Origin of the sequence: Mesorhizobium sp. ESP7-2 (assembly GCF_020164715.1) — a bacterium.
Taxonomy (GTDB): domain Bacteria; phylum Pseudomonadota; class Alphaproteobacteria; order Rhizobiales; family Rhizobiaceae; genus Mesorhizobium.
This window is the reverse complement of sequence record NZ_JAIUGQ010000026.1, coordinates 69372-95188: the sequence shown is the minus strand read 5'-3', so window position 1 is coordinate 95188 and position 25817 is coordinate 69372. Positions and strand designations below refer to the sequence as shown.

Annotated in this window: 25 protein-coding genes; 13 read left to right on the top strand and 12 right to left on the bottom strand. The window is 60.6% G+C overall.

What is annotated here, in order from left to right; genetic code table 11:
- Window positions 1-190 precede the first annotated feature (190 nt).
- Complete coding sequence (locus tag LB543_RS22495) at window positions 191-484, top strand: DUF6894 family protein (protein ID WP_224615564.1); 294 nt, start codon at window positions 191-193, stop codon at window positions 482-484.
- A gap of 592 nt (window positions 485-1076) precedes the next feature.
- Here the strand turns inward: LB543_RS22495 and LB543_RS22490 are convergent.
- Complete coding sequence (locus tag LB543_RS22490) at window positions 1077-2177, bottom strand: phospholipase D-like domain-containing protein (protein WP_224615563.1); 1101 nt, start codon at window positions 2175-2177, stop codon at window positions 1077-1079.
- Window positions 2178-2420: 243 nt separating this feature from the next.
- Window positions 2421-2747, bottom strand: a complete 327-nt coding sequence (locus LB543_RS22485; RefSeq protein WP_140758171.1) for a low affinity iron permease family protein — start codon at window positions 2745-2747, stop codon at window positions 2421-2423.
- Between the two features lie 1339 nt (window positions 2748-4086).
- Here LB543_RS22485 and LB543_RS22480 point away from each other — a divergent pair.
- Window positions 4087-5031, top strand: coding sequence for a GSU2403 family nucleotidyltransferase fold protein (locus tag LB543_RS22480; protein WP_224597594.1), 945 nt, complete (start codon window positions 4087-4089; stop codon window positions 5029-5031).
- A gap of 95 nt (window positions 5032-5126) precedes the next feature.
- On the opposite strand, the gene LB543_RS22475 is transcribed toward LB543_RS22480, so the two are convergent.
- The 5 genes from LB543_RS22475 to LB543_RS22455 all read right to left on the bottom strand — a co-directional run bounded on the left by LB543_RS22475 (window position 5127) and on the right by LB543_RS22455 (window position 10668).
- Window positions 5127-6047: an ABC transporter permease gene (locus LB543_RS22475; protein WP_224597592.1), complete on the bottom strand. Its 921-nt coding sequence runs from the start codon at window positions 6045-6047 to the stop codon at window positions 5127-5129.
- Window positions 6047-7114: an ABC transporter permease gene (locus tag LB543_RS22470; RefSeq protein ID WP_224597590.1), complete on the bottom strand. Its 1068-nt coding sequence runs from the start codon at window positions 7112-7114 to the stop codon at window positions 6047-6049. The genes LB543_RS22475 and LB543_RS22470 overlap by 1 nt, the downstream gene beginning before the upstream one ends.
- The gene (locus tag LB543_RS22465) at window positions 7098-8645 is read right to left on the bottom strand and encodes an ABC transporter ATP-binding protein (protein WP_224597588.1); all 1548 of its coding nucleotides are present in this window, start codon (window positions 8643-8645) and stop codon (window positions 7098-7100) included. Before LB543_RS22465 ends, LB543_RS22470 begins: the two co-directional genes overlap by 17 nt.
- A 98-nt stretch (window positions 8646-8743) precedes the next feature.
- Window positions 8744-9838, bottom strand: coding sequence for a BMP family ABC transporter substrate-binding protein (locus tag LB543_RS22460; RefSeq protein WP_224597586.1), 1095 nt, complete (start codon window positions 9836-9838; stop codon window positions 8744-8746).
- Window positions 9835-10668, bottom strand: a complete 834-nt coding sequence (locus tag LB543_RS22455) for a GntR family transcriptional regulator (protein ID WP_224597584.1) — start codon at window positions 10666-10668, stop codon at window positions 9835-9837. Before LB543_RS22455 ends, LB543_RS22460 begins: the two co-directional genes overlap by 4 nt.
- Window positions 10669-10916: 248 nt before the next feature.
- On the opposite strand from LB543_RS22455, the gene LB543_RS22450 reads away from it, so the two are divergent.
- The 6 genes from LB543_RS22450 to LB543_RS22420 all read left to right on the top strand — a co-directional run bounded on the left by LB543_RS22450 (window position 10917) and on the right by LB543_RS22420 (window position 16790).
- On the top strand, window positions 10917-11777 hold the full coding sequence (locus LB543_RS22450) for an aromatic ring-hydroxylating oxygenase subunit alpha (RefSeq protein ID WP_224597582.1): 861 nt from the start codon (window positions 10917-10919) through the stop codon (window positions 11775-11777).
- Window positions 11778-11819: 42 nt separating this feature from the next.
- Entirely contained in the window at window positions 11820-12719 is a 900-nt protein-coding gene (locus tag LB543_RS22445; protein WP_224597581.1) for an aromatic ring-hydroxylating oxygenase subunit alpha, read from the top strand.
- A 23-nt stretch (window positions 12720-12742) separates the two neighbouring features.
- The gene (locus LB543_RS22440) at window positions 12743-14509 is read left to right on the top strand and encodes a 2Fe-2S iron-sulfur cluster-binding protein (RefSeq protein WP_224615562.1); all 1767 of its coding nucleotides are present in this window, start codon (window positions 12743-12745) and stop codon (window positions 14507-14509) included.
- Window positions 14510-14518: 9 nt separating this feature from the next.
- The gene (locus LB543_RS22435) at window positions 14519-15169 is read left to right on the top strand and encodes a glutathione S-transferase family protein (protein ID WP_224615561.1); all 651 of its coding nucleotides are present in this window, start codon (window positions 14519-14521) and stop codon (window positions 15167-15169) included.
- Window positions 15170-15227: 58 nt separating this feature from the next.
- On the top strand, window positions 15228-16355 hold the full coding sequence (locus LB543_RS22430) for an S-(hydroxymethyl)glutathione dehydrogenase/class III alcohol dehydrogenase (protein WP_224597577.1): 1128 nt from the start codon (window positions 15228-15230) through the stop codon (window positions 16353-16355).
- 267 nt (window positions 16356-16622) lie between these two features.
- Window positions 16623-16790, top strand: coding sequence for an SDR family NAD(P)-dependent oxidoreductase (locus LB543_RS22420; RefSeq protein WP_224597575.1), 168 nt, complete (start codon window positions 16623-16625; stop codon window positions 16788-16790).
- Here LB543_RS22420 and LB543_RS22415 read toward each other — a convergent pair.
- The 4 genes from LB543_RS22415 to LB543_RS22400 all read right to left on the bottom strand — a co-directional run bounded on the left by LB543_RS22415 (window position 16777) and on the right by LB543_RS22400 (window position 20301).
- Window positions 16777-17778, bottom strand: coding sequence for an NADP-dependent oxidoreductase (locus LB543_RS22415; RefSeq protein WP_224597573.1), 1002 nt, complete (start codon window positions 17776-17778; stop codon window positions 16777-16779). The genes LB543_RS22420 and LB543_RS22415 overlap by 14 nt on opposite strands.
- Window positions 17779-17851: 73 nt before the next feature.
- Complete coding sequence (locus tag LB543_RS22410; protein WP_224597572.1) at window positions 17852-18760, bottom strand: alpha/beta hydrolase; 909 nt, start codon at window positions 18758-18760, stop codon at window positions 17852-17854.
- Between the two features lie 71 nt (window positions 18761-18831).
- Entirely contained in the window at window positions 18832-19416 is a 585-nt protein-coding gene (locus LB543_RS22405) for a TetR/AcrR family transcriptional regulator (RefSeq protein ID WP_224597571.1), read from the bottom strand.
- A gap of 69 nt (window positions 19417-19485) precedes the next feature.
- Entirely contained in the window at window positions 19486-20301 is an 816-nt protein-coding gene (locus LB543_RS22400) for an oxidoreductase (protein WP_224597570.1), read from the bottom strand.
- 520 nt (window positions 20302-20821) lie between these two features.
- Here LB543_RS22400 and LB543_RS22395 point away from each other — a divergent pair.
- A complete protein-coding gene (locus tag LB543_RS22395; protein WP_224597602.1) occupies window positions 20822-21313 on the top strand; it encodes a class I SAM-dependent methyltransferase in 492 nt (163 codons plus the stop codon).
- Window positions 21314-22051: 738 nt separating this feature from the next.
- Here the strand turns inward: LB543_RS22395 and LB543_RS22390 are convergent.
- Entirely contained in the window at window positions 22052-22228 is a 177-nt protein-coding gene (locus LB543_RS22390) for a hypothetical protein (RefSeq protein ID WP_224597568.1), read from the bottom strand.
- A 158-nt stretch (window positions 22229-22386) separates the two neighbouring features.
- On the opposite strand from LB543_RS22390, the gene LB543_RS22385 reads away from it, so the two are divergent.
- The 4 genes from LB543_RS22385 to LB543_RS22370 all read left to right on the top strand — a co-directional run bounded on the left by LB543_RS22385 (window position 22387) and on the right by LB543_RS22370 (window position 25624).
- Window positions 22387-22779, top strand: coding sequence for a hypothetical protein (locus LB543_RS22385; RefSeq protein WP_224597566.1), 393 nt, complete (start codon window positions 22387-22389; stop codon window positions 22777-22779).
- 92 nt (window positions 22780-22871) lie between these two features.
- Window positions 22872-23459: a TetR/AcrR family transcriptional regulator gene (locus LB543_RS22380; RefSeq protein ID WP_224597565.1), complete on the top strand. Its 588-nt coding sequence runs from the start codon at window positions 22872-22874 to the stop codon at window positions 23457-23459.
- A gap of 866 nt (window positions 23460-24325) precedes the next feature.
- The gene (locus LB543_RS34185) at window positions 24326-24895 is read left to right on the top strand and encodes a hypothetical protein (RefSeq protein ID WP_411908776.1); all 570 of its coding nucleotides are present in this window, start codon (window positions 24326-24328) and stop codon (window positions 24893-24895) included.
- A gap of 360 nt (window positions 24896-25255) precedes the next feature.
- Window positions 25256-25624 (top strand): DnaT-like ssDNA-binding protein, encoded by a 369-nt coding sequence (locus LB543_RS22370; protein WP_224597563.1) that lies wholly within the window; start codon window positions 25256-25258, stop codon window positions 25622-25624.
- Window positions 25625-25817 lie beyond the last annotated feature (193 nt).

The following is a 25817-nucleotide window of genomic DNA, read 5'->3' as shown; positions in this document are numbered from 1 at the left end:
GCAATCAACGACAGGCAGTCGATCAAACTGAGGCGCAAAAAGGCCGGATGGAGCCCCGACTACCTCGCCTCAATCCTGGGTCAACTTCCCCGTTAACCTGGATTCGCAGCCCTGGGCCGCTGCAGGCCGCTGCAGCGGCGGAACATCAAGGGGAATGCGAAGTTTGGGCCTCCAATCAGGAGGATCTTCAATGCCTAGCTATCACTTTCACGTCGATGATGGCGCCCTGGTTCCGGATGTAGAGGGGACGGAATTGCCCGACTTGCATACCGCGCGAACTGAGGCGGTTAGAGCAATGGGCACCATGCTGGCTGACTTGGGCGGCGACCTAGTTGGAGGTGGTCACACGTGGATGATGCATGTAACCGACGCTGCAAACGTGCTGCTTTTCAGTCTGACCTTCTCCTCGATCGTGCCCGCAGGCAAGGTGACGTTTCTGCCAGAGGATCAGGTGTCAGTCGCCCCAGTGCCGGGTGACCTTTGATGTTCCGGATTTCAGGCTAGGAAAAGAACCCGCTCGCGAGGAACGATCGCCGCCTTCCGAACATTCGAGGTGGTCCGCGAACGTTCCGCAAAAAGACGGTACCAATTCAGACCAACTTCGCCCGCTTTATCATTTCTTAATGACTCCAGATGCGCGCAGAGTCATGGTCCAGCATCCAAGGCACATTTGAGGGAGAAAAGGGAGCCATGCTGTTTCCTGGCCAAGTCGTCATGCCCGACGAAGTGGAGATGCTTGCCCGCGTCTGCCGAACCTCCTGCGAAGAGCGGGGAATCCCGCCCAGCAGCCCGCAGGCACGGACACTCGCATCCCACGTCCTAAAGCTTTTCATGAACGGCCTTACCTGTGAGGAAGAGCTTCTAAGCGTCGAGCGAAACCGCATGAACCGTCAGGTTCACATTGACGCTTTGAAGCAGGCGTCTGCGCACCAGTACGTCGGTGCCGATCGCTAGACACACGTCGTCTTTGTCCAAAGTCACTGCTGGTCTCTGTGGTAGGAAATTTCTTTGTAACCCGTTTACAAGTGGGTATCGAGGAAGTTTTCGCGCAGATTGCACGCAATGACAGCCAGGGCTCAAAGTTGGGAGCGCAGCCTGCTGGCCAGCCAGTCCGAAATTTTTTCCCGCAGGGGACGCGCTTCCCATTCGGCCAGGGTGATCTGCCGGGACCGCCCAAGATCCTGGTCGAACAAGTCGATCTGCGTTCTTGCAAAATCCCTGCCGTAGACGTTCAGACTGGCTTCGTCGTTCAGCCGCAAGGAGCGTTCGTCCAGATTGGTGGAACCAAAGCTCGCCCAGACGTCGTCAACAATCAGCAGCTTTGGATGATACATGGTGGGCTGAAACTCGTAGATCCGCACACCCGCCCTAAGCAAGTCGCCCCAGAAATAGCGCGAGCCTTTTCGAACCAGAGGCACGTCGGTCAGCGCATTGGGAACAATCACATCGACCGACACGCCTCGCGTCCTCGCGTCCAGGATCTGCTGGAGGGCGATATCGTCGGGCACGAAATACGCCATTCCGATTCGCAGGTGATCCTTGGCGGCGGCTATCGCCGCCAGCATCATCAGTTCCATGTTCTCCGAGCCATTTGGCTGCGAAGAGATTATCAGCTGGGCGCCAAGCGACCCGGCAGGCTCGGGCGGAGGGTAGAACTTCTCACCTTGCAATGTCTCACCGGTCGTTTCCAACCAATTTTCGGCAAACGCTGCCTGGAAAGCAGGTACGGCAGTCCCTTCGACCCGATAGTGCGTGTCGCGCCATTCATCCGGGTTGCGGGCGTTTCCGCGCCAATTATCCGCGATGCCGACACCACCCGTAAAGGCCACTTGTCCGTCGACAATGAGCAGTTTGCGATGGGTGCGGTTATTCAGACGGTCCAATGTGTACCAATGGATCGGCCGGTAGCGCTGGAACGTCACGCCGGCTCTTGTCATGATGTGGATCAGGTCTTCATCGAAAGGCAGGCTGCCGACCCAGTCGACGAGCACCCGGACCTCGACACCTTCCTGCGCCTTGGCCGCGAATGCCAATGCGAACTCATAGCCAACGGCCCCAGACCAATAGATATAAGTCTCAAAATTGATGGTGGACCGAGCCGCGCCGATCGCTTGAAGCATCGAAGGAAAAATCTCGTCACCGTTCACAAGGGTTTGCACCGCGTTCGCGTCGGACATCTGTCCCAGCGAGTAACTGCTCATCGACCTGGCGAACTGGGGATCCGATGCATCGAAACGATGCGGGACGATCGTCCGCAAAACGCGTGGCTCAGGGGTCAGGTTTATGGCCGCCAATGTGACCAAGCCGGCGAGGGCCGCAACGGCACATAGCTCAGTCCCCTGAGCAGCGGGCTGAACTTCCGATCCAGCCAGATCTGCTTCGCACCTGTCAGCAACGCCACGAAACCGACAGCGCGCATGTCAGTCGCCCTGCTGCTTGCGACTGCGATGTTTCTCGATTTCCTCCGGCTCTTCATCATCAATGCGGGTGATGGTCGAAGCCGAACTGTTTGATCTCAACATTTCGTCCAACTTGGCATGAATGGCCTGGGTGTCGCGATGCTCCGCCCGCTGAATGAACAGCGTCATGGCCCAAGTGAGGAGCGTGGCCGCTCCATGCCAGTTCAAGCTTTGCCGATCGAAAACTATCCAGACGATCGCATATGCCAGCAACACCAGGAATGCTGCTGGCCGAGAGGTCCACGTGCCGATCGAGGTGAGTACGCCGGTAATCGGGTGATTTGCCATGAGCAGGAACTTTCGATGGTAACGCAGGTTCCCGCGCTGCTTGTCGCCGAGGCTTCCGTGCAGCACAGTTATCGGCAGGGAGACCCGTTAGGCGCGGTTGTCCGTCTCGGTTGGCTGTCGCGCGTTAAGCGCCCTGACGTCCACGCCCATCCGGCCCTCATTCCCAAATGGCGGCAACGGTCGAGGAGCCCATCAACCCACTCGGTGTCGGTTCGCTCAAGCAGGGTGGAAGGAAGAAAGAGGGCGGACGCCTCTTTCTCCATGGGGTTACACGCGCGACCGCTTTGGCTGCGAACTCAGCCGGGGGATCGCCGTTGCCGGCCTAGGTGTCCCAATCGCCGGGCTTGGGGTTGGAAATCCCAATGTACTTTTTTGGATCGTCGAACGTCGATGTATGAGTTCAAAGTGACGGACCAAAGGCCCTGAACCCGTTCACGGCTTGGTTTCGGATGGAACTTGCGATGTGGAGCGCGGGAGTATTGAACGTCTCGCCGAACACAAAGCTGTGAATGATCTTGTTCACCACGTCCCCAACCGGAAGGTCCACATTGGCTGGCGCCGAGAAGTCATAGTAGCTCTCGATGCCGTACCTGGTGTGCTTGTTTATCCCCTTAAGTTTGCAGCGATAGAAGTTCGCCGACAAGTTCAGCGAGGCCAGGTTTGAAGAAACCTTTCGCTCTCGATAAGCCTCCGGGTCTTGAAGGCGGCTATAACCACCGTTTCTTCAATCGCGAAACTCTTGGCGCTTCTCCGTTTCTCGGACCAGCTTCTAAGAGCTATGGCATCTCGCAGGAGTCCGTCTTTCCACGGAAATGAGTCCGGAATCGTGGCGTGATTACTTACCGGCAAGCTACCCCACTTCAAAAGACAGCCCGCCTAGCAGCGCAGGGTAACGCCTATCCCGACGAAGCGGTGAGCGGTGATGACCCAATGACCCCGTCCCAAAGGTCTTACTGTGTGAGCAGGCGGAGGACCAGGAAAGCTTTGCAGAGAACCTCAGCAAGGGGAGCATAAAAAAGCTGGGGGTATCGCCGGCTTCGCAGTGTCTTCGACAGCGATTACAAACAGCGGCACGACAAACGACGGCCGAAAAAGGAGAAATTCGCGGCGTGGCACCCCCAGCTTTTTTATGCTCCCCTCAGACACGCCGCCTTGGAGCGTCTGCCACGCCCGCCTGCATGAGAAGCATCGTCGTCGCTGGTCAGATCAGCTATTTATAGCAACAACAAACCATTTCTTAAACAGAGCGCAAGCAGTTTAAGCACTTATTCATTAGCAAGCGCATTTTTCTTAGAAGTGTGTGCCGGCTTCGGAAAAAAATCATGCTGAAGGTCTACACTTGGTCTCCACACTGACTCGCGAAGCAGGGCTGACTGCACCGGACCGGTTCACTGGCGATGTCGTTGAAGCCATCGGAGCAGCAGGAATCTTCCGCCTAAGAGCCGTGCTCGTCGGTACGGTTGCTTTTCAGACGTATGCTGGACACCTCGGCGTAAGATTGCCTGGTGCTTCATTGCAAACCGGCGATGCCGATTTCGCGCAGCATTACTCGATTTCGTCGTCAAAGGGCATGGACAAATCCAAGCGCGTTCGCATCCGCTGTTCGGCCGCGACAGAGAGCGGAATATGCGCTGATCCGAAGACCTTCTATTTGGATACGGTCGAAACTGCAGTTCTGAACGGGCTTACCGCCGAGTTGCGCCATCCCGAAGTGATTGCCCAGTACGTCCAGACCTACCACGAAGAACGGAAGCGCCTGGCCGCCGATACCGATGCCAGGCGCACCCGTTTGGAGCGACGGCTTGAAGAGCTAACTCGGGAGATCGAGCGGTTGGTCAACGCCATTGCCAAAGGCCACGGCGACCCAGCTATATTGGGGCCGCAATCAACAACACTGAATGAAGAGCGCAAGAGCATTTTGGCAGAGTTGGATCGGGCGCCCGCTGCGACCGGAGTGATCGCGCTGCACCCTGCGGTGCTCGCCCGCTACGAGGAACAACTGAACCAACTTCAGACCGGGCTTGCCAAGGGCATTGCTTCTGGCGATTCCGAATGTGCAGAGGCGATGCGTGGCTTGGTCGAAACCGTCACGGTGTTTCGAGATCCGTCGAGAACCGGGGTCGAAGTCGAAATCGCTGGGCGGCTGACGGCACTCTTAGGCGAGCGTGCTTTCCCCCACGGCGTCAAAGGAGTGGGGGGAATGGTGGTAGCGGGAGAGCGCTACCGCCTTTCCCCAGCCAATAGCTGGCCTGTTCAGACTTCGCTGCTACGGCTGAGCACCTAGCCAAGCCGCTTGAATGGTTGAAGCACCTTGCCTGGCGCGTGCGGCAAGGTTGGCAACGACGTGCAATGACAGATTTTGAACCCGACATTCCTGGCTCAACTTGCCGGACGGAAGGGTTTTGCAAGAGATGCCGGGAAATGCAGCGCCAGCATCTGGCGGTTCCGCGAGATGAGCACCAACACGATGATGGTCGCCAGGTAGGGCAGGGCCGACAGCAACTCCGAGGGCACTTCCAGTCCCAAAGCCTGCCCCTGCAGCTGCAGGATTGTCATGCCGCCGAACAGCCAGGCGCCAAGCAGAATGCGCAGCGGCCGCCATGTGGCGAAGACCACCAGCGCCAGCGCGATCCAGCCCTTGCCGGCGGTCATGTTCTCGACCCAAAGCGGCGTGTAGGCGACCGACAGGTAAGCGCCCGCCAGCCCCGCCATCAGCCCGCCAAACAGCACAGCCATATAGCGGATCCTGATCACCCGATAGCCGATCGCATGTGACGTCTGTGGCGACTCGCCGATCGTGCGCAGAACCAGCCCGGCTTTGGTCCTGTAGAGAAACCAGCTGATGGCGACGAACATCAGCAAGCCGAGGTAGACCATCGGGTCGAAGCGGAACAGCAGCGGGCCAATCATGGGCAAATCAGACAAGATAGGTATGTTGACGCGATGCAATGCCTCGATCGGATCGCTGCCGAAACCGCGCCCGAGGAAGGCCGAAACCCCTGAGCCGAAGATCGCAAGCGCCAGGCCGGCGGCATACTGGTTGGTCAGGAAGGTCAGTGCCAGAACGCCGAACAGCAGGGATGCGGCGGCACCCGCCAGCGCGCCGGCCATGATCGCGACAGGCATGGAAAAGCCTGCCGTGACTGCCCAGAATGCAAGGGCTGCTCCCATCAGCATCATGCCTTCGATGCCGAGATTGAGAACCCCGGATTTCTCCACCACGAGTTCGCCGAGCGCCGCGAAGATCAAGGGCGTCGCGGCAATGATGGTGCCCGTGAAGATGGCAATGAACAGATCCATCAGGCTCTCTCCCGAACCAGGCGAATGCGATAGAAAATGAAGAAGTCGGCGGCGAGCAGGAAGAACAGGAGGATGCCCTGGAAAATCCGCGTCAGCGCCGAGGGCAGGCCCAACGTCATCTGCACGCCTTCGCCGCCGAGAAACAGCAGCGACATCAACAGCCCGCCGAGCACGATGCCGAACGCGTTCAGCCGTCCGATGAAGGCGACAATGATGGCCGCAAAACCATAGCCCGGCGATATTTGCGGCGAGAGCTGGCCGAGTGGGCCGGCGGCTTCCGCCATACCCGCGATCCCGGCTGCCGCACCGCCGGCCAGCAGGCCGATCCAAATCGCGGCCGACTGGCGAAATCCCGCATAGCGAGCGGCGAGGGGAGCCGCGCCGCTCACCGACATCTTGTAGCCAAGAAAGCTGCGGTCGGTGAACAGCCACATCGCGATGACGGCGACGACGGTGATGAAGATCGAGGAATTGAGCCGGTAGGCCGGATCAAAGGATTGCAGCAGTGCTGCGGCGGGCAGGAGAGCCGTCTGCGGATAGTTGAACCCGGCCGGATCGCGCCACGGTCCATGCACGAGATAGGACAGGAACAGCGTGGCGATGTACGTCATCATCAGCGTGACGAGGATTTCGTTGGTGTTCATGCGGGCGCGCAGGAAGGCGGGGATCGCGGCCCATGCCATGCCGGCGCCCATGCCGGCCAGGAACATCAGAGGCAACAGCAGCACGCTCTGGGGCTCTGGCCAGAATAGGCCGACGCCGCTGGCGGCGATCGCACCCATCGTGAACTGGCCCTCTGCGCCGATGTTCCAGACATTGGCGCGGAAGCCGACCGCCAGCCCGCAAGCGATGAGGATCAGCGGCGAGGCCTTGAGCAACCACTCCGACAGCCCGTTCATCGAACTGAGCGGCTCGACGAAGAACGCATAGAGCGTGGCCAGCGGATCATGCCCGAGCGAAGCGAAGAAAATCGAGCCAACGATGACCGTCAGTGCCGTCGCCAAAACCGGCGCGGCGACGCGCATCGGCGCGGAAGGCTCCGGTCTCTGTTCAATCCTGAGATGCAACGCTGCCACCTCTGTTCGCCGATACGCCTTCGCTCATGCCTTGGCCGGTCATCAGAAGCCCGATTTCCTCGCGGTCGGCGGTCGTGCAGACAAGTGGTGGAGACACCTTCCCCTGGCAGATGACCAGCAGCCGGTCGCAGATCTCGAACAGCTCGTCGAGTTCCTCGGAGACGACAAACACGGCCGCTCCGGCGCGGCTGAGATCGATGATGGTCTGGCGGATGAAGGCGGATGCGCCGACATCGACCCCCCAGGTCGGCTGCGAAACCAGGAGCAGCTTCGGCGTGATCGCGATCTCGCGTCCGACGATGAATTTCTGCAGATTGCCGCCCGACAGGCTTTGCGCGGTCGCTTGCGCTCCGCTGGCCTTGACCTTGAACCTGTCGATGATGCCGGTGGCGAAAGCCTTCGCCTTGCGTCGGTCGACCAACCCCTTGCGCACCGTGCCGAAGCGATGCGCCGTCAGCACGGTATTCTCCCACAGCGTGTGCGATGGCACGGCACCGCGTCCGAGCCGTTCTTCGGGAACGAAGGCGACGCCGAGTTTGCGGCGTTCCTGGGGGCGCAGGCGGGCGGCGTCGGTTCCGCGAATCCTGATCGCATCGGCGCGCTCATGGGTGCGTTCGCCGCTGAGCAGGGCGATCAGCTCGGCCTGGCCATTTCCGGAAACGCCGGCGAGGCCGACGATCTCCCCGCCATGCACATTGAACGAAACGTCCTTCAGGTCGACGCCGAAATGATCCCGGGCCTTGACCGAGAGGCCCCTGACCTCAAGCACGGGTCTGTCGCTTGGGACCGGCGGGCCGACGTGCATTTCAGGCAGCCTGGAGCCGACCATCATGCGGGCGAGCTCCAGCGATGTCGTCTCCTTGGGGCGGGCGGTGCCGGTGACCTTGCCGTTGCGCAACACCGTTGCGGTGTCGCAGAGCTCCTGCACCTCGTCGAGCTTGTGGCTGATATAGACGATGCTGCAGCCTTCAGCGGCCAATTGCCGGAGCGTCTCGAACAGCTTGACCACAGCCTGCGGCGTCAACACGGAAGTTGGTTCGTCGAGGATCAGGAGTTTTGGCGCCTGCAGCAGGCAGCGAACGATCTCGACGCGCTGACGCTCGCCGACCGACAGATCGTGCACCTGGCGATGTGGATCGATGGGCATGCCGTAGCGGAGCGAGAGGTCGCGGATCTTTTCGGCAAGCGAGGGAAGATGAAATCCGCTGCTTGCCGACAGCGCAATGTTCTCGACCACAGAGACCGATTCAAACAATGCGAAGTGCTGGTAGACCATCTCGATGCCGAGCGAGCGCGACACCGCCGGGTTGTGGGCGACGATCGCATTGCCATCGCTGTAGATCTCCCCGGAATCGGCCTGCGCCGCGCCGTAGATGATCTTCATCAGCGTGGATTTGCCGGCGCCATTCTCGCCGAGCACGGCGTGGATCTCGCCGGGTTGGATCGACAGTGAAACGTCGTCATTGGCGACGACGCCCGGATAGCGTTTGCAGATGTTGCACAGTTTTAGACGCGGGTGCATGGCGGGTCCTGCCGTGACGTGAAGCGAGGTTGGACGAGGCGCAAGCCGGCTGGCGCCGAAGCATATCGGCTTCGGCGCCAAGGCTCTTTGACGGACGATCAGCTCAGCTTGCCGATCATCCCCTTCACGAACCAGTTCATACCGCGAATGTCGTCATCGGCCAGAACGGAACCGGCGGCGACCTTGACGTTGCCGGCCTGGTCCTTCAATTCGCCGGCATAGGGGTGGACCTTGCCGCTACCGATGTCGGCCTCGAGCTGTTTCAGCTTGGCCCGGGAATCGGCGGGAATGCCTTCATTGTAGGGCGCCATCTTGACCACGCCGGCCGCCAGCCCGTCCCAACGCACCTCCGGCTTCCACGTGCCGGCAGCGACTGCCTTGGCAGCGCCGACATAGTCGCTGGTCCAGTCGAGGACGAACGACGTCAGCTGCTTACCCGAACCGAACTTCGCCATGTCGCTGGCGTAGCCGATCGACCAGGCGCCGCCTTCGCCTGCGACCTGAACGCCGGTCGCCGTGTCCGTCATCGAGCAGATGACGTCGCAGCCTTGCGAAATCAGCGTCTTGGCGGCCTCCTTTTCCTTGCCAGGATCGAACCAGGAGTTGAGGAAGATCGCGTTACAGGTGGCATTCGGATTGACGCTTTGCGCGCCAAGCAGCAGCGCATTGGCCGGGCCGACGATGTCGGGGATCGGGAAGCCGCCGATGAAGCCGATCTTGCCCGCTTTCGACATGTAGCCGCCGGCAGCGCCGGCGACGAAAGTACCCTCGTAATATTTGGCTTCGAAGGTGCCGAGATTGGCGAGATGGACAATGCCGGAGCAATGTTCGAAGGCCACCTTGGGGAACCGCGGCGCCACTTTCTGCATCGGTGTTCCGTGCGAGAAGCTGGTGCCGAAGATCAGCTTGTTGCCGGCGGTGGCCAATTCGCGAAAAATGCGTTCGGCGTCCTGCGGCATGAAGATGTTGTCGATGACGGTAAGTTCGACCTTGTCGCCGAACTCGGCCTTGATGGCCTCGACGCCGAGGCTGTGCTGCTTGGTCCAGCCGATTTCAGCGACCGGGGAGACATAGACGGCGCCGATTTTCAGCACCTCCTGCGCTTGCGCGACGGTGCTCAATCCCCCGGTGCCAAGTGCTGCGCCGAGCGCACCGCTGTATTTCAGGAAATTCCGTCTTGTTACGTCGTTCATGATTGTAACCCTCTGTTGGTTTTTTTCGTTGATGCCCGGCTTGCGGGTGCCGGATCTTTTTTTGGAAGATGGATGTGTAGATGCGTCGCCGCGTCGCCCGGTGCTTTCGCTGGCCTTGCGAGCGGAACCGCCGTTGTTGCCCCATCGGCCTTGCCGTCGAGATAGGGTGCGAGGGCCTCGGCCGGCGTCAGCTCGGGAAACACCTCACGGTCCATGATGTAGCCGCGCACCACGGTCCGATGGTGGGTGTCGATGAGGTCCATCGCCTGCTTCAGGCGGCCTTTCTCCAGGAGGTCGACCACCCGCGAGTGGTCGTCGAGCAGGTTACAATAGTCGAAATCGGCGGTAATGAGCGACCGAAGCAGCGTCGTACGGCGCACAAGCTGAGCATGGATTTCCTGCATCACCTTGTTGCGGCTGAGGCGCACGAAGACGGTATGGAATTCCTGACCGAGCACGTCGGCCAGCGCATCGTTGCCAGCGGCGACAGCCTGGCGCTGGCGTTCGACATGGTGGCGCAGTTCGGCCCAGCCGGCGGGGCCGAGGCGGTCGCTCAGCTGCGCGGCGACGCCCTGTTCGACCAGGGTCAGCGCGTCGTAGATCTCCAGCGCTTCCTGCATACTGGGCCGGGCGACGAAGGCGCCGCGGTTGCGCTCGATCTGGGCCAGGCCGTCATCGGCGAGGCGGATCAGCGCCTGTCGCACAACGATGCGGCTGACGTCGAATATCTCCGCGAGCTCGCGTTCGCCAAGTTTGCAGCCCGGCACCAGTCGATGATCGATGATCGCGCGCGTCAGCGTTTCCGCGATCGTTTGGGAGCGACCGCTCACGACATGGCTCTCCGCCGTTTGCAAGACATGATTGGGATATCGTCCATATCGAACACATGCCCCTCGAGGTGCAACATATCTCGAATTCAGAATTCCATATCGGAGTGCAATCGTCGCAATCTGTCAATAAAAAATCGTGTTTTGCCACACAAAAACTTATTGATTGATATCCAATCTTATGGTTCTTTGATTTCGAAACGCTGAGCTAGGTTCATGATGAAGGGCTAGCCGAGTGAGAGGGGATGCCGATGGCAACCCGTTGCAATGACCGCGAACTTTTGAACGACTGGCATATCGTTGCCGACCGCGCGGCACTGGCTAGCGATACACCGTTCCCGACCCGCTTGCTCGGGGTCGACCTTGCCATCGATTGCAGGGATCTTCGCAAGATAGAGGTTGTGCGAACGGATACCGGGGCGACGCTCAAGAGCGCCGAGCGATACGGCTTCGTTTGGACGTGCCTCGATACACCCTGGCGCGACATCATCTATATCCCGGAGGCCAACGAGGCGGATCGTCATCTGGTCAGTGGCGGCTCCATAGCGGTCAAGGTGTCCGGCCTGCGCGCCGTCGAGAATTTTCTGGACATGGGGCATTTCCCCTTCATCCACGCTGGCTGGCTTGGCGAGGAGCCGCATACCGAGGTGGCGCCCTACAAGGTGGAAATCACCGACAAGGGCGAGGTTCTGGCAACGGAATGCAAATTCTATCAGCCGGTGGCTTCGCCGACCGCCAGGCACGGGTTTGTCGTCGACTACATCTACAAGGTCATACGGCCCTATACGGTGGCGCTTTACAAGAGCAACCCGATCCAGAAGGAGCGGCTCGACGTGATCACCTTGTTCGTGCAGCCGGTCGACGAGGAAAATTGCATCGCCCATCCTTATCTTTGTTATCTGAAGGAGGGCATGGAGGCGGCGACCGTGCGCAGCTTCATGCAGCTGATCTTCGGCCAGGACAAACCGATCCTGGAGAACCAGTTGCCCAAGCGCCTGCCGCTCGATCCGCGCGCTGAGACGCCGATCCGGGCCGACGCCGTCTCGGTCTACTACCGGCGTTGGCTGCGCGACCGCGCTGTCACCTACGGCGCCATACCGGCGCAATCCTGATTTCGGCAACGACGGTCTCGGGCGCATTGAAGGAATAGAACGATGGCAAAATGCACGGATACGGTAATCCTGAATCTCTGGCATCCGATCGGCGCGATTGCCGAGACGCCTCCGTTCGCCGTCGAGGAGACGGTGTTGCTTGAGGAGCGTGTCAGTTTTGCCGTCAGCGAGAACGGTGAACCCGTCGTGTGGCGATCGCGGCCGGGTTTGCGGCCGGGAGACCGGGCGCCGGTCATCGACATCGATGAAAGACTGCCGGCAAAGAGCGCTTATGGCTATGTCTGGACCTCGCTCGGGTCGCCGCCCGAGGATCTGTTTCCGATCCCGGAATATGCGGAAGCGGATCGACGCAAGCTCAACGCCGCGACTTTCGGCGTGAATGTTTCAGCGCCGCGCGCCATCGAGAACTTTCTCGACATGGGCCATTTCCCATACGTCCATACCGACATTCTCGGCGTCGAACCGCACACCGAGGTCAAGGAATACGATGTCGAGATTTCGGCCGACCGCGACGAGATCCTGGCGACGCGCTGCCGCTTCTTCCAGCCGATGGCTTCGACCACCTCGGACGGCGGTGCGGATGTGGACTATGTCTATCGCGTGCCGCATCCCTATTGCTCGGTGCTCTACAAATCGAGCCCCCTCGATGAAACGCGGCGCGATGTCATCGCCGTCTTTCTGCAACCGGTCGACCAGGAGCACGTGCGGGCCCACATGCTGCTGTGTGTGCTCGACGAGGACAATGAAGACAAGGTGATCAAGCGATTTCAGCAGACCATCTTCGGCCAGGACAAGCCGATCCTCGAGAACCAGGTGCCGAAGCGTCTCCCGCTCGATCCTCGTGCGGAAACACCGATACGGGCCGACAAGTCGGCCATCGCCTACCGGCGCTGGCTCAGCCAGAAGGGCGTCACCTATGGCGTCATTCCAGTAGCGGCCTGACGAGACATTTTTGGAGACGATGAATGTTGGAAGAAGCCAGGAACAAGTGGCATCCGATCGCCGCTGCCTATGATTTGCCGTACCGCCACGTCTTCCATGGCCAGTTGCTCGGCCGGGAGTTTGCCGTCTGGCGCGCCGATGACGGCTACGTCAACATTTGGGAAAACCGTTGCCTGCATCGCGGCGTCAGGCTGTCGATCGGCATCAATGATGGTCGCGAGCTGAAGTGCCAGTACCATGGCTGGCGCTATTCCAACCGCACCGCCGGCTGCACCTATATTCCGGCACATCCGGCCGACGCGCCGGCCCGCACCATCACCAACCGTACCTTTCCAGCCGTGGAACGCTATGGCCTCGTCTGGTCGTCCGAAGAGCCGCGAGGCGAGGTTCCGGACGTCTCCGGCTTGCCGGAAGGCAAGTTGCTCGTGTTGCGTGGAATCCCCGTCAACGCGCCGGCCGGCAAGGTCATCGAGAGACTGAAGGCCTATCGTTTCCAACCCAGCGCCAGGATCGACGGCGACGGCGCCGAAATCCAGGCTGAAGCCGTGCAGGATTTTGCCGTGGCGCTGCGCTCAGTGGACGGCAGCGCGCGGACACAGGGGGTCTTCTTCGTCCAGCCGGTCGATTCCAACCGTTCGGTCATTCGTGGCGTGCTGGATCAGGACGCCGATGGGGCCGTGCGCATCACCATCCTGCGCCATCACAACGAGCTTCTGTCGAAGCTGCGCGATGAGGCGGAGCGGGAGGCTGCGAACGCATCGGCGCCGGCACCGATCGAGCCGATCTACGAAAAGGTGTCCGCCGAACTCGCGGAGATGCCGGAATTGATGACGCAAGGCCGCAAGGCCGCACTGCGCGTTACGGTGGCGAGGAAATGGCAGGCGGCCGACGGCATAGCCGGATTCGAGCTTCGCCCGATCAAGGGCCTTCTGCCGACCTTCCAGCCAGGCGCTCATATCGATATCCACATGCCCAACGGCGAGGTCCGGCAATATTCGATCACCAACGGACCTGGCGAAACCGACAGCTTCGTCATCGGCGTGAAGCTGGAAAGGGATTCGAAGGGCGGTTCGAAATGCATGCACGAGACCGTTCGCGAAGGCGACGTGCTGGCGATTTCGGAGCCGCGCAACAATTTCCCGCTGCGCCGCGATGCGATCAAGACGCTGTTCATTGCCGGCGGTGTCGGCATCACACCACTGCTGGCCATGGCGCAGGCCTTGAAAAATCAGGAGCTGACGCACGAACTTCACTATTTCGCGCAAGGAAAACAGCATCTCGCCTTCTCCGATCGCCTGCAACGCCTCGGTGGTTCGCTCGTGCCGCACCTCGGCCTCACCCCGGAGCAAACAGGCGCCAAACTGCGTGAGCTGCTTTCCCCGTACCAGAACGGCATGCATCTTTACGTCTGTGGTCCCGGCCCGATGCTGGAAGCTGCCCGAAGGACAGCGGCCGAGCAGGGCTGGCCGGAGACCGCGGTACATTTCGAATATTTCAAGAACACCAACAAGATCGACGACAGTTCCAGCTTCGAGGTGGCCCTGGCGCGCTCCTGCGTCACGCTCAAGGTGCCCGCCGGCAAGACCATCATGCAGGTGATGCGCGAGAACGGCATCGATGTGCCGTCATCATGCGAGCAAGGCGCCTGCGGCACCTGCATGGCGACGGTGATCGAAGGGGAGCCGGACCACCAGGACGTCTACCTTAACGATGCCGAGAAAAAGGCCGGGACCAGGATCATGACCTGTGTGTCGCGCGCCAAAACGGCGCGCCTCGTACTGGACATATAGGAGCTGCCGATGATCACGCTTTACGACTACGAACTGTCTGGCAATTGTTACAAGTTGCGCTTGCTGATGAGCTTCCTCGGCGTCGACCACAAAACCGTGCCGATCGACTTCTATCCCGGCCGCGAACACAAATCGGAATGGTTCCTGAAGCTCAATCCGCTCGGGCAGCTGCCGGTCATCGATGATGACGGGCTGATCCTGCGCGATGCTCAGGCGATCCTGGTCTACCTCGCGTCGAAATACGATCCCTCGGGTACCTGGTATCCCCGGGACAGCCCAGCCCAACTGGGTGAAGTGAGCCAGTGGCTGGCGTTTGCCGACGGCATCACCGCAACCTCGTCGGCGGCCCGCCTGCACGATGCGCTGTTCTACGATTTCGATGTCGATGCCGCTCGTGCGGGCGCGCACCGGCTGTTTCGCATTCTCGACGAGCATCTGTGGTTCGGCGAACAGCAAGGCCGCAACTGGATCTGTTCTTCCAGCCACCCGACCATCGCCGACATCGCCTGCTTTCCCTACATCATCCTGTCGGAGGAGGGCGGAATACCCCGGCAGGACTATCCGGCCATCCGGCGCTGGTGCGATCGGGTCAAGCGCATCAAGGGCTTCACCGTCATGTCGGGCGTGTTCCCGGCCGGACCAGCCAAGGTCGCCGCCTAGTCATTTCCAATCACAAGCGAGGCCACGCCTTGCAAACGAATTTCGGGGAGAAGAAAGAATGAAAACCCGCGCCGCTGTCGCAGTCGCTGCCGGAAAGCCGCTGGAGATCATGGAGGTCGACCTCGAGGGACCGCGCGATGGCGAGGTACTGGTCGAGATCAAGGCGACCGGCATCTGCCACACCGATGAATTCACGCTGTCGGGCGCCGATCCCGAAGGCATCTTCCCGGCCATTCTCGGCCATGAAGGCGCCGGCGTCGTCGTCGATGTCGGCAAGGGCGTCACCTCGGTCAAGAAGGGTGACCACGTCATTCCGCTCTATACGCCGGAATGCCGGCAGTGCCCGTCCTGCCTGTCCAGAAAGACCAATTTGTGCACCGCCATCCGTGCCACGCAAGGCCAAGGCCTGATGCCGGACGGCTCGTCGCGCTTTTCGATCGGCAAGGACAAGATCTTCCATTACATGGGCTGCTCGACCTTCTCCAATTTCACCGTGCTGCCCGAGATCGCGGTCGCGAAGGTCAATCCCGACGCCCCCTTCGACAAGATCTGCTACATCGGCTGCGGCGTCACCACCGGCATCGGCGCCGTCATCAACACCGCCAAGGTCGAGCAAGGTGCTACATCAGTGGTCTTCGGCCTCGGCGGCATTGGCCTCAACGTCATCCAGGGCCTGAAGCTTGCCGGCGCCGACATGATCATCGGCGTCGATTTGAACAACGACAAGAAGGAATGGGGCGAGCGCTTCGGAATGACGCATTTCGTCAATCCGAAGGAGATCGAGGGCGACATCGTCCCCCACCTCGTCAACATGACCAAGCGCGGTGCCGACCAGATCGGCGGCGCCGACTACACGTTCGATTGCACCGGCAACACCAAGGTGATGCGCCAGGCGCTGGAGGCTTCGCATCGCGGTTGGGGCAAGTCGGTGGTCATCGGCGTCGCCGGCGCCGGCCAGGAGATTTCGACCAGGCCGTTCCAGCTCGTCACCGGCCGCAGCTGGATGGGCACCGCCTTCGGCGGCGCACGCGGTCGCACCGACGTGCCAAAAATCGTCGATTGGTACATGGACGGCAAGATCCAGATCGACCCGATGATCACCCACACGCTGAATCTCGAGGACATCAACAGGGGATTCGACCTCATGCATGAGGGCAAGTCGATCCGGAGTGTCGTGGTCTACTGAAGACGGCCACACGCCGCCGACTGCGGTTCGACGCAACCCTGCTGATCGCGCCACGCGCCAGGTTCAGTTCACCGGCCGCATTCGTGAAGCTCAGATGACGTGCCGCTGCATCGAAGGACGGCAGCGTCGTGAGGGATGGCAGTTTGCGGGGCACTGTCTCTCTGCTCACGTATTATCGATCATTACTCGTTTGTTGCCGACGACGCGCGCCTATCGCGGCTGAGCCGCCCTAACTCTCATTCACACTCAAATTTGATGGAGAACTCCGTGGCATCGCTTACCGGCGAGAAAATCGTCGTCGTTGGCGGCAGCTCCGGCATCGGCGTCGGCGTCGCCGCTGCGGCCCTGGCTCGCGGCGCAGAACTTGTGATCATTGGCCGCTCGCAGGACAAGCTCCTCAAGGCGCGCAGCGCCAGCGTTGCTAGCCGATTTTAATGATGACCTTGCCTTTGGCGCGTCCTGTCTCGACATAAGCTAGAGCCTCATTGGTCGCTTCAAATGGAAAGATCCGATCCGCAACCGGGCGGATGACGCCGGATTCGATGAGGGATGTGATCTTGCTCAGCTGATCACCCTGTGCGCACATGAACAGGAACGAATAGCTCACGCCACGCCGTCTGGCTTTGGCCCGGATACCGCGGCTGAGGAAGCGCAGCACCAGCCTAAGCATCAAGTTCAGTCCCTGTGCCTTGGCAAATTCGGGATCCGGCGGACCGGAGATGGAAATGAGCTTGCCGCCCGGTTTCAGCACATTCAGGGATTTTTCAAGCGTTTTTGCGTCCTGACTGTTCAGGACGACGTCGTAGCCCGACAAGACTTTCTCGAAGTCGTCTTTCCTATAGTCGACGATGATGTCGGCGCCGAGAGCTTTAAGAAGATCGGCGCCCGCCGCGCTCGCCGTCGTCGCGACGGTTGCGCCAAGATGCTTGGCAAGCTGGATAGCGAACATGCCCACTCCGCCGGAACCGGCCTGGATGAAGACTTTTTGGCCTTTATTCAGATTGGCCGTTTCGACCAGCACCTGCCAAGCCGTCAGGCCGACCAGAGGAATGGACGCGGCCTCCTCCATGGTGAGATTTTTCGGCTTCAACGCTACGTCGGCTTCGTGGATGGCAATGTATTCGGCCAACCCACCTATCCGGCCATCGCGTGGCCGCGAATAGATTTCGTCGCCCGGCTTGTACTTGCGGACTTTTGACCCAACCCGCACGACGGTTCCCGCTACGTCGTGCCCCAGGACGAAGGGTGGGTGATAGGGCAAAATGAGTTTGAATTCCCCATCCCGGATTTTGGAATCTAGAGGGTTGAGGCCTGCGGCATGAATCTCGACCAAGACATCATTGTCCTGGAGAACTGGTTCCGGCATCTCTGCCAGCCGCAGAATGCCCTTCTTGCTGTACTTATCAACGACGAAAGCCTTCATGGCAGTTGCCTTCCAAAAACGTGTTAGCCGCGCGAGGTAGCCGCGGGCGGGGTGACCTGTCGTGTGCGTCCGTTCAGCCGCCGTTGAGTGCTTCGTCAAGTGCCGTCGTCTGGGCCTCGACGAAGGCCTGGGAGATGGCGGCTTTCGCTTCAATGGAGTCGAAGTTGTGGTAGGCACCGGGCACTACGTGCAAGGTACTGGCGACGCCGGCCTGCTGCAGCCGCCGGGCGTATGTGACGTCCTCGTCGTGGAACAGGTCATTGGTGCCGACGCCTATCCATGCGGGCGGCAGGCCGGAGAGGTCGCCGTAGCGGGCTGGTGCGGCCAGCGGGGGCACGTTACCTCCCGCGGTGGCGGGGCCGAGGTAGGAGCGCCAGCCGAACCGGTTGCTAGCCGGGCTCCAGAGGCGGAGCCGCCGCGGATCGATATCGGTGCGGGTTGTAGTCCGGTCATCCAGCATTGGATAGGACAGCAGTTGCAGGACCGGACGGATCTCGCCGCGTTCCTTCGCTAGCAGCGCCAACGCCGCGGCCAGACCGCCTCCGGCGCTGGCGCCGCCGATGGCAATACGAGCGGGGTCGACGTTGGGTTGGCGGGCGAGCCATTGCAGCGCGGTGTAGCAGTCTTCCAGCGGCGCCGGGAACGGGTGCTCGGGCGCCAGCCGGTACTCCACCGAGACGACGACGATGTTGAGCTGATCGGCGATCCGGCGGCAGAAGCCGCTGTCCTGGGCCGCGTCGCCGAGCACCATTCCGCCGCCGTGTATCCACAACAGGGCCGGGGTCCGAGGCTGGGCCGACGCCGGGCGGAAGATGTGTACCGACACGTCGGCGTCCACGGACACGATCTGCGCGTCCGGCCGCCGAGTGATCCTGGTGAGCTTGGTGAGGACCCGGAGCGCGGGAAGCGTTCCGGCGGTGATGATGGTGCGGGGAAGGAACCGCGCGGCCGGCAGCTGTGGGTTGAAGGGTAGCTCGGTCATCGTGTTTCCCTGCCTGATCGAGGGCGAGGTGCCGGGTGTGCGGGGGCTTGTCGCGGAACTGAGGGTCATGGTCAGAGCTCGGTGTCCACGAGGGCCAGGGCGTTGCGCAGACCCTGCTCGAGGAGGTCGTCGGAAAGCTGCCGGTCGGTCAGGGCGCGGGAGAGTTGTAGCGTCCCGGCCATGAGGCCGAGGAGGCTGAGCGCCTTCACGCGGGCCGAGGGCGGATCTTCGGGTGCGATGCGGGCGGCGAGGCCGTCGATGACGACCAGCACGCCGTCGGTGTACGCTTGCCTGATTGCATCTGGGCTGCGCCCGATCTCGTCGAGCAAGGCAGCGTTGGGGCAGCCGTCGCCTAGGTTGTCACGGTGGTGGGCCGATAGGTACCAGCGCACGATCTGCTCAAGGCCGGCCACGCCGGGCTCCGCCTGTTCGACGATGTTGGCGTGCAGTGTGTGCAGTTGGTCGGCGACTGCCTCCGCGACGAGGCTGTCCTTGGATTCGAAGTGGGCGTAGAAGGCGCCGTTGGTCAGGTCCGCGTCCTTCATGAGTGTCGCGACTCCGGAGCCGTCGATACCGTCCCGCTTGAGCCGTCGACCGGCCGTCGCAATGATCCGCTGCCTCGTCTCCTGCTTGTGTTCTTTCGTGTAACGCACCATGCGTTCCTCCATCTCAGCCGGGCTTGCGCTCCGGATAGGGTATGACTGGTTAGTGGATCTCGGCGGCGATCAGGTCGGCATCCGGTTGAACCTGCGGATGACGCGGTCGAAGATCCGGGCCGGGGCGACGCGGTACACCGCGTTGATGGTCCAGGCGGTCGTACCGGCGGTGCGCCGTAGTTTCGGGTTCCGGTCGGTGGCCGCCGCGACGATCACCTTGGCGACGACGGCGGGGTCGTCGCCGTTGCTGAGGTTCTTCTCCAGCAGCTCGTCGTAGTTGCGCCGTCCCGCCGCATAGAGCGGCATGGGAATGTCGGCCTCCACGCTGTGGCCTGCGAACGGAGTGTTGATCGGGCCAGGCTCGACGAGCAGGACCCGGACGCCGTATTCGCGAACCTCGTGGTCCAGCGACTGGGAGTAGCCATTGACCGCGTGCTTGGTCGAGACGTAGAGGGCCATGAACGGGCTGGGGACGAACCCGCTGAGGGAGGAGACATTGATGATGCGTCCGCGCCCTAGGGCGCGCATGTGCGGCAGCACCGCCTTGGTCGTGCGCATGACGCCGTAGACGTTGATGTCGAAGATGTCCTTCGTCCGGGCGATCGAGAACTCCTCGGCTGCGCCGGTTGACCCAACGCCGGCGTTGTTGACCAGGACGTCGATGTGCCCGAACCGGTCGATCACCTGCTTGACCGCTGAGGCGACGGATTCGTCGCTGGTCACGTCGAGGTCGAGGTAGGTCACCCCGGCAGGCGCGGTGAGTTGCGCGGTGTTGCGGCCGGTTCCGATCACCTGGAAACCTGCGGCGGCCAAGGCGGTCGCTGCGGCCTTGCCGATGCCTGAGGTGGCGCCTGTTACGAGCGCAACCTGCGAAATTGATGTCATTACGAGCTCCTATTTAGAATTATGATCATACGACAATAGCCTTTCAGTGATCGCAATGCAAGGATTAACTTATGTTCGTACTCTCATGGAGCACGAGACGAGAATCACAGCGGGCCGGGCGGGTGACGGTGAGCCGGTCTCGCATGGGCCGGCCTTCTTGGTCGACGTGGAAGCTGCGATCGCGCGCCGGAACGACGCCGAGATCCGCAACAAGAAGCCCGGCGTGCCGATGCGATTCCTGTGGGCACGCACGCCGGGAGGTGGCACGGATGGTTAGCCAAGTCCCTTCGGGTCGAGCCGACGCCGGTGGTCTCGGTTCGTCCCATGTCTTGGCTCATGGTGACACAGTCGCTTGAGAACGCGTGCCCGACAACTTTGCCACTTGGAATCTCTGCGTGCCGCCTGATCGCTGCACTTGTTAAGCTCGCGTGATATCGATAACATTTCCGAGATCCGATTGGGTTCGTACTCTACCCCTGCTTGGAACATCGGGTCATACGGGTGGTAGGAGCTTGCCCACATTGTTGGGCCTTCGGGCTCGGTCATTGGGCTCGACTGCTGTGAGGCCTTTTTCGACTATGGCCGCAACGAAGCGGCAGGCGCGGGCATGCGCAACGTCGTCTTTCTCGAAGCGGATGCGGAAACCTATGCGTTCGAACCGATCCATGACTTCCGCTTCTCACGCTTCGGCATGAAGTTCTTCGAAGATCCGGTTGCCGGCCTCGGCAACATGCACGCCAGCCTAAGGCCCGGCGGCACCATGACAATGATCGGGCGCGAACTGGCCGAAAATCCGTGGCTGTCGATCCCGAGGATGTCGCTCTCCGCTTCTTGCCGTGGTCGAGCGAAAATGGTGATTGTACATTTGACAAACCCAGCCTCGGTTAAGGACGGGCCGCATCGCCGAATTGTCTGGTTTGTACCATTTCACCTAAGCTGGCTTGCGAGCTACTTTCACAAGGATTACGTTTCGTTTTCGACATGGCGCATTTGCCATGAACGAACTCGATGAATCGAAAATGCTCATCCAGGTCGCCAAGGAAAAGCACGGACAAAACCGGGATCACCCTCAGCCAAGAACGCGAGCTTATCGACTTGCTAGGTCCAGCCAGTCTGCCCTCGCTATTGCGCGAAGCCCTTTTGCTAAAAAATAGCACTCAGCCCTAGGCACCGGGTGTCAGGCAAATGCCGTGGCAGCCACCAGGATGATCCCGATAGCCGCCGAAGTCATGACGACGACCATAGCTATCTCGAACGGGCCGCCGCCGTTCCGTAAGCGTCCTGCCATTTTTGGCGCTCCCCAGTCGTTCCCGACCTATTGTTTTTCCGTTCCCCAAAGGAAAGACCAGAAGCGGCATACAGCGGAATCACGTATGTTAATGGCGGGTAAAATGGTGCTAAGGCGCGCATGGAGCCGTACCGGACGCCCGACGGCATCTTGATTGGCTCCAGCTCGTGGAAGGTGACTGCGACGAGGGATCGGTGATTGAACTCATTCGGGTCACCTCCCGATTCCGACCCGGCAGGTTGAGCGTCTGACATCTTCGTTATGAAGCCAAAAGCTGCCATTCCGTTGAGCCCTTTTTCTGCTGTGCGTGGCAGCATCGGAGCGGGCTTAGCTGAACCGATGATGTGAGATGAGGCCGCGATTGCCCACAACGTTTCCAGCATCAACCTAGTTGGCATGGCAGAAGCAGGGATATGTCCTTGCGAAGGGATGATCGCGCCGCGCCCGCGCCTCCCTAAGCGATTACGTTACCGAATTCCTCCAACGCGACGGCGGTACCAAAGCGACCTTGAGGATAGCCTCGATCGGCGCGTGTGACGGCGAGACGCCGGCCGCATGGATCAGGCCCATCACGACGCCGGCCGATCGCTCGATGGCCGAGACGTCTATTGGATGGTGCATGTCCGCGACGAGGATCATCTCGCCGGGGAGGTATAGAAATGAGCAATTCATTGTTGTGATCGCGGCAGGTCCGATCGGCCAGGCCGCGTCGTTAGGTTCGTCCGCTTGCCCGGGTTGACAAATGGACCGAGTAGTCTAGACTGAACGGTCTAGGCGCTCATTATGGAGGAGCAGTTATGCGTGTTGCCAAAGATGAAGTGGACAAAAAGCTGGAGCTTCCTGGTGCCGTCATTCGTCAGCGGACCGGGTTCGGCGACGTCACCGGATACGGAAAAATCAGTGGCGAGTACTTCAGTCTCGCAACTGGCGTCGACACGACGCCCCTTTTTCAGGGACTCCACGGCAATGCCTGCCAGTGTCCCCACTGGGGCTTTGTGTTGAAGGGACAGATTACGACCACCGACGTGTCTGGGAACAAGGAGACAGTTGCTGCGAATGACCTGTTCTACTGGCCGCCTGGGCACAACGTGAAGGTGGACGCCGATGCGGAGATCGTGATGTTCAGTCCGCAGCACGAACATACCCATGTAATCAATCACATGATCGACAAGGTGAGCGGCCACGCTTGACCAAACTGATTTGTGCCCCCATTCGCGACGCCCGACCGGAGAGGTTTGGGCGCCGCGAACGTGTTTTCGTGCAAAGCTAGGTTCCTGATCTGATGCATTCAACGAAGCAACACCTAATTCAGGCGGGACTGAGAATGCTCCTGGAGCAAGGCTATAATGGCCTCGGAATTCAAGCCCTGTTGGACGCGACGGATACGCCCAAGGGATCGTTCTATCATCACTTCAGGGACAAAGAGGATTTCGCCCTGCAGGTATTGGACACCTACATGGCCGGCGTGCACGCAGGCCTCGATGCAAGCCTGCTCGACGAGGCGCTGCCCCCGCTCGCGCGCATCCGACGCTTTTTTGATAGGACCCAGGAAAGCTATCGACAGGAGGGTTATCTCGGCTGCCTCATGGGCGGGCTCGGACAGGAACTGTCCGGTGTGAGCGAGGTGTTCCGGCGCAAGATCGACTGGTGCTTGTCATCGGTCTCCGAGCGGATCGCGAAGTGCCTGAGCGAGGGGCAGCGGAAAGGCGACGTCCCGGCAGCCTGCGACGTGCACGAGATGGCAGACTTGTTGGTGAATTGTTGGGAGGGCGCAGCCCTGCGCAGTCGCCTGCGGCGAGACCCAGCCTCGCTGGCAGCGATGCTCGATTTCTACATCAATGCCGTCGCCAGTACGACGAGAGCGCCGTAGCGTTTCGCTGTGCGCCCGTATTCGTCCGACAACCAGTTCGAAGCGCGACTTTTCCGAAAACACTCATTCAAAGAGCGATGGAACGTCGTGGGACCTATGCCGATGCTGCCATATCTGGTGCAAGGATCATCAGTCGACCATGCATTCAGCGGGATCGTGTCCCTCTGGGTGGTGTAGCTGGTGGCATTTGTTGCGACCTCGACGGTGAAATGTTGCGATCTGCCCGGACCGCAATCGAACCAGCATTGGACGCCATCGTTCGAAATGCGAAAGCTGCGCCGAAGCGGGCGACCATCGCGGGCCGTCACAACACTAAACCGCAGCGTCATGAGCGGGAACGTCCGCAACCGCCGGCAGGGAAGGCGCCAGCTCCAAGTCGTCAAAAAAAGCTCGAGCGGTCCGGGAGGCGGCCTGCAGTAGCGGTCGACCGGCAAAAAAACCGCGCGCTATCGACGAGTTCCCACAACCTCTTTTCGAGGAAGCGCTTGATCACCCGAGCTTCCAGGCGGCGCTGGATTTCCAGATGCGCCGCCATGGCGACAGTTATTGGCATCTCCATCGTGCTGTTGTGCGAGACGACGAGAGTCTAGACCGCTCGACAATTCGTCACTGGCTCCAGGGATCAAAATCGCCGCGCAGCGTGGCGAGCATGGAAGTACTAGCTCGGAGCGAGCGTCGTATCGTCTTTCGTCGGGGTATTTTAAAGCGAAACTCCCGCTTCAGACGCGCTCCGCCTCCGGCCACATTCTCGATGACATCGGCTCGGCTGAACGCCGTCGGCTTGCGTGGCACTTGCCTGACTGGAATGGGTTCGGCGCGTGATTATCAGCGGGTCAACTGATTACCGGAAATTCCAGGCGGCCGCGTTGAAACAGCGTTACGCCATCCGTTTCCCCGGTATCACCTATGGTCAGTCGGATGCTGCAAATGACGGCTATCGAGTTCAGCGCGAGCAACAGGACGATGGTGGCGCCCAGTTCATCGACCCCGACCTGATGTCCGGCGTCATCGACCCACCTGTGCTTGCGATGGAAATGGCGGATCTGATCCGCTTCAAGACTGCGACGCTTACTGCGTTCGGTTTGCAGCGCAACGGCGTTTGGGGCGAGGAGACGGCATCGCAGAAGGTCGAGCATCTCGGGTTGATGTACGGTGCGTTGGCCGCGCACCCGCACGGACCGGCACGCTGCTATGGCGTTCCGACGCAGCATTTGACCTTTGCCCTGCTCGTCTTCCCCTCTGTCTGGGACTGGTATGTGCAATGGCGCGAGAGGCGGCGCGGGTTCTACACTTCATGGGAGGTGGACATGCTGCGAATTTCTCTCGCGCTCACCCGCAGGGACACGGGCTGGCTAAGGCAGCAACCTCATCTGGCGTCGCGGATTCGTCCCATCAATGGACTGGTGCCGATAGGGTGGCCTGCTATGACGCGCTGAAGCCGGCTGATGTGCCGGCACCTGCTACGCCTAAAGTTGAGCCGACGGCGACAATAGAAGCGCGCGCCGAACGGGCATGCGATATGCTCGCCCTGGGCGCGATGCTCTCCGGCGTCGAGAATTGCCAAGATGGCGATGTCGCCATATACCAGCGCACGGGACCTGCCCAGCATAATAGTAACGCTCTGTGATTTCAGCGATCAAATCCTCACTCTGCCTGATCCAATCTCACATGGTTTGGCCGGAGAACCGGAATATGTCGTGCTGTGCAAATTTCACCATCGCGACAGAGAGCCGGAGAAAAAGCCTTAAGGACGAGCACTCAACGGCATTCTCACCCCCCTCCGGCGGAGGTTCGAAATGGCGAACAAGAAATGGGACAACTCCCTCCCGAGCGTAGCGGTGGCGGCTTGGGAGAGCGCCACCGAGAGTGAACGCAAAGAAGCCTTGGCGCATGCAACTGAATTCCTCGACACTTTACCGTTCAAGGGAAAACGGGTCACTAAGAGTCAATCGCTTTCGTGGCCACGAAAAGGCGTTTACCGAGATGATGGCTCGCCAATAAGGGGAATCCCAGACGAGATCAAAAGAGTCACGGTGCTTGTTGCCGGCTTTATCTTGGCAAAGGTTCCCTTCGACACCCCCGCTGTCGCTTGGATCTTCCATGACATCGGCCAGCTGTTGAAAGATGAGATCCCCCTCGGTGACGGTGACATAGGTTGGCATTAAAGCCCAACTCGCGATGACCATCAGCCGGCAACCAGCTAAGAGCGTTGCTGGATCAGGTGTCAGAGCGTCGTATTCCTGTGAGAGCTTGATGATGTGCTCGACGTCCGATGTGACGGCCCGAGAAATCGGCAGGAGTGACATCGTAGCTGAGGGCATTTGCCGAACACCGAAGCATAGGCTGCAAAGTTATCCG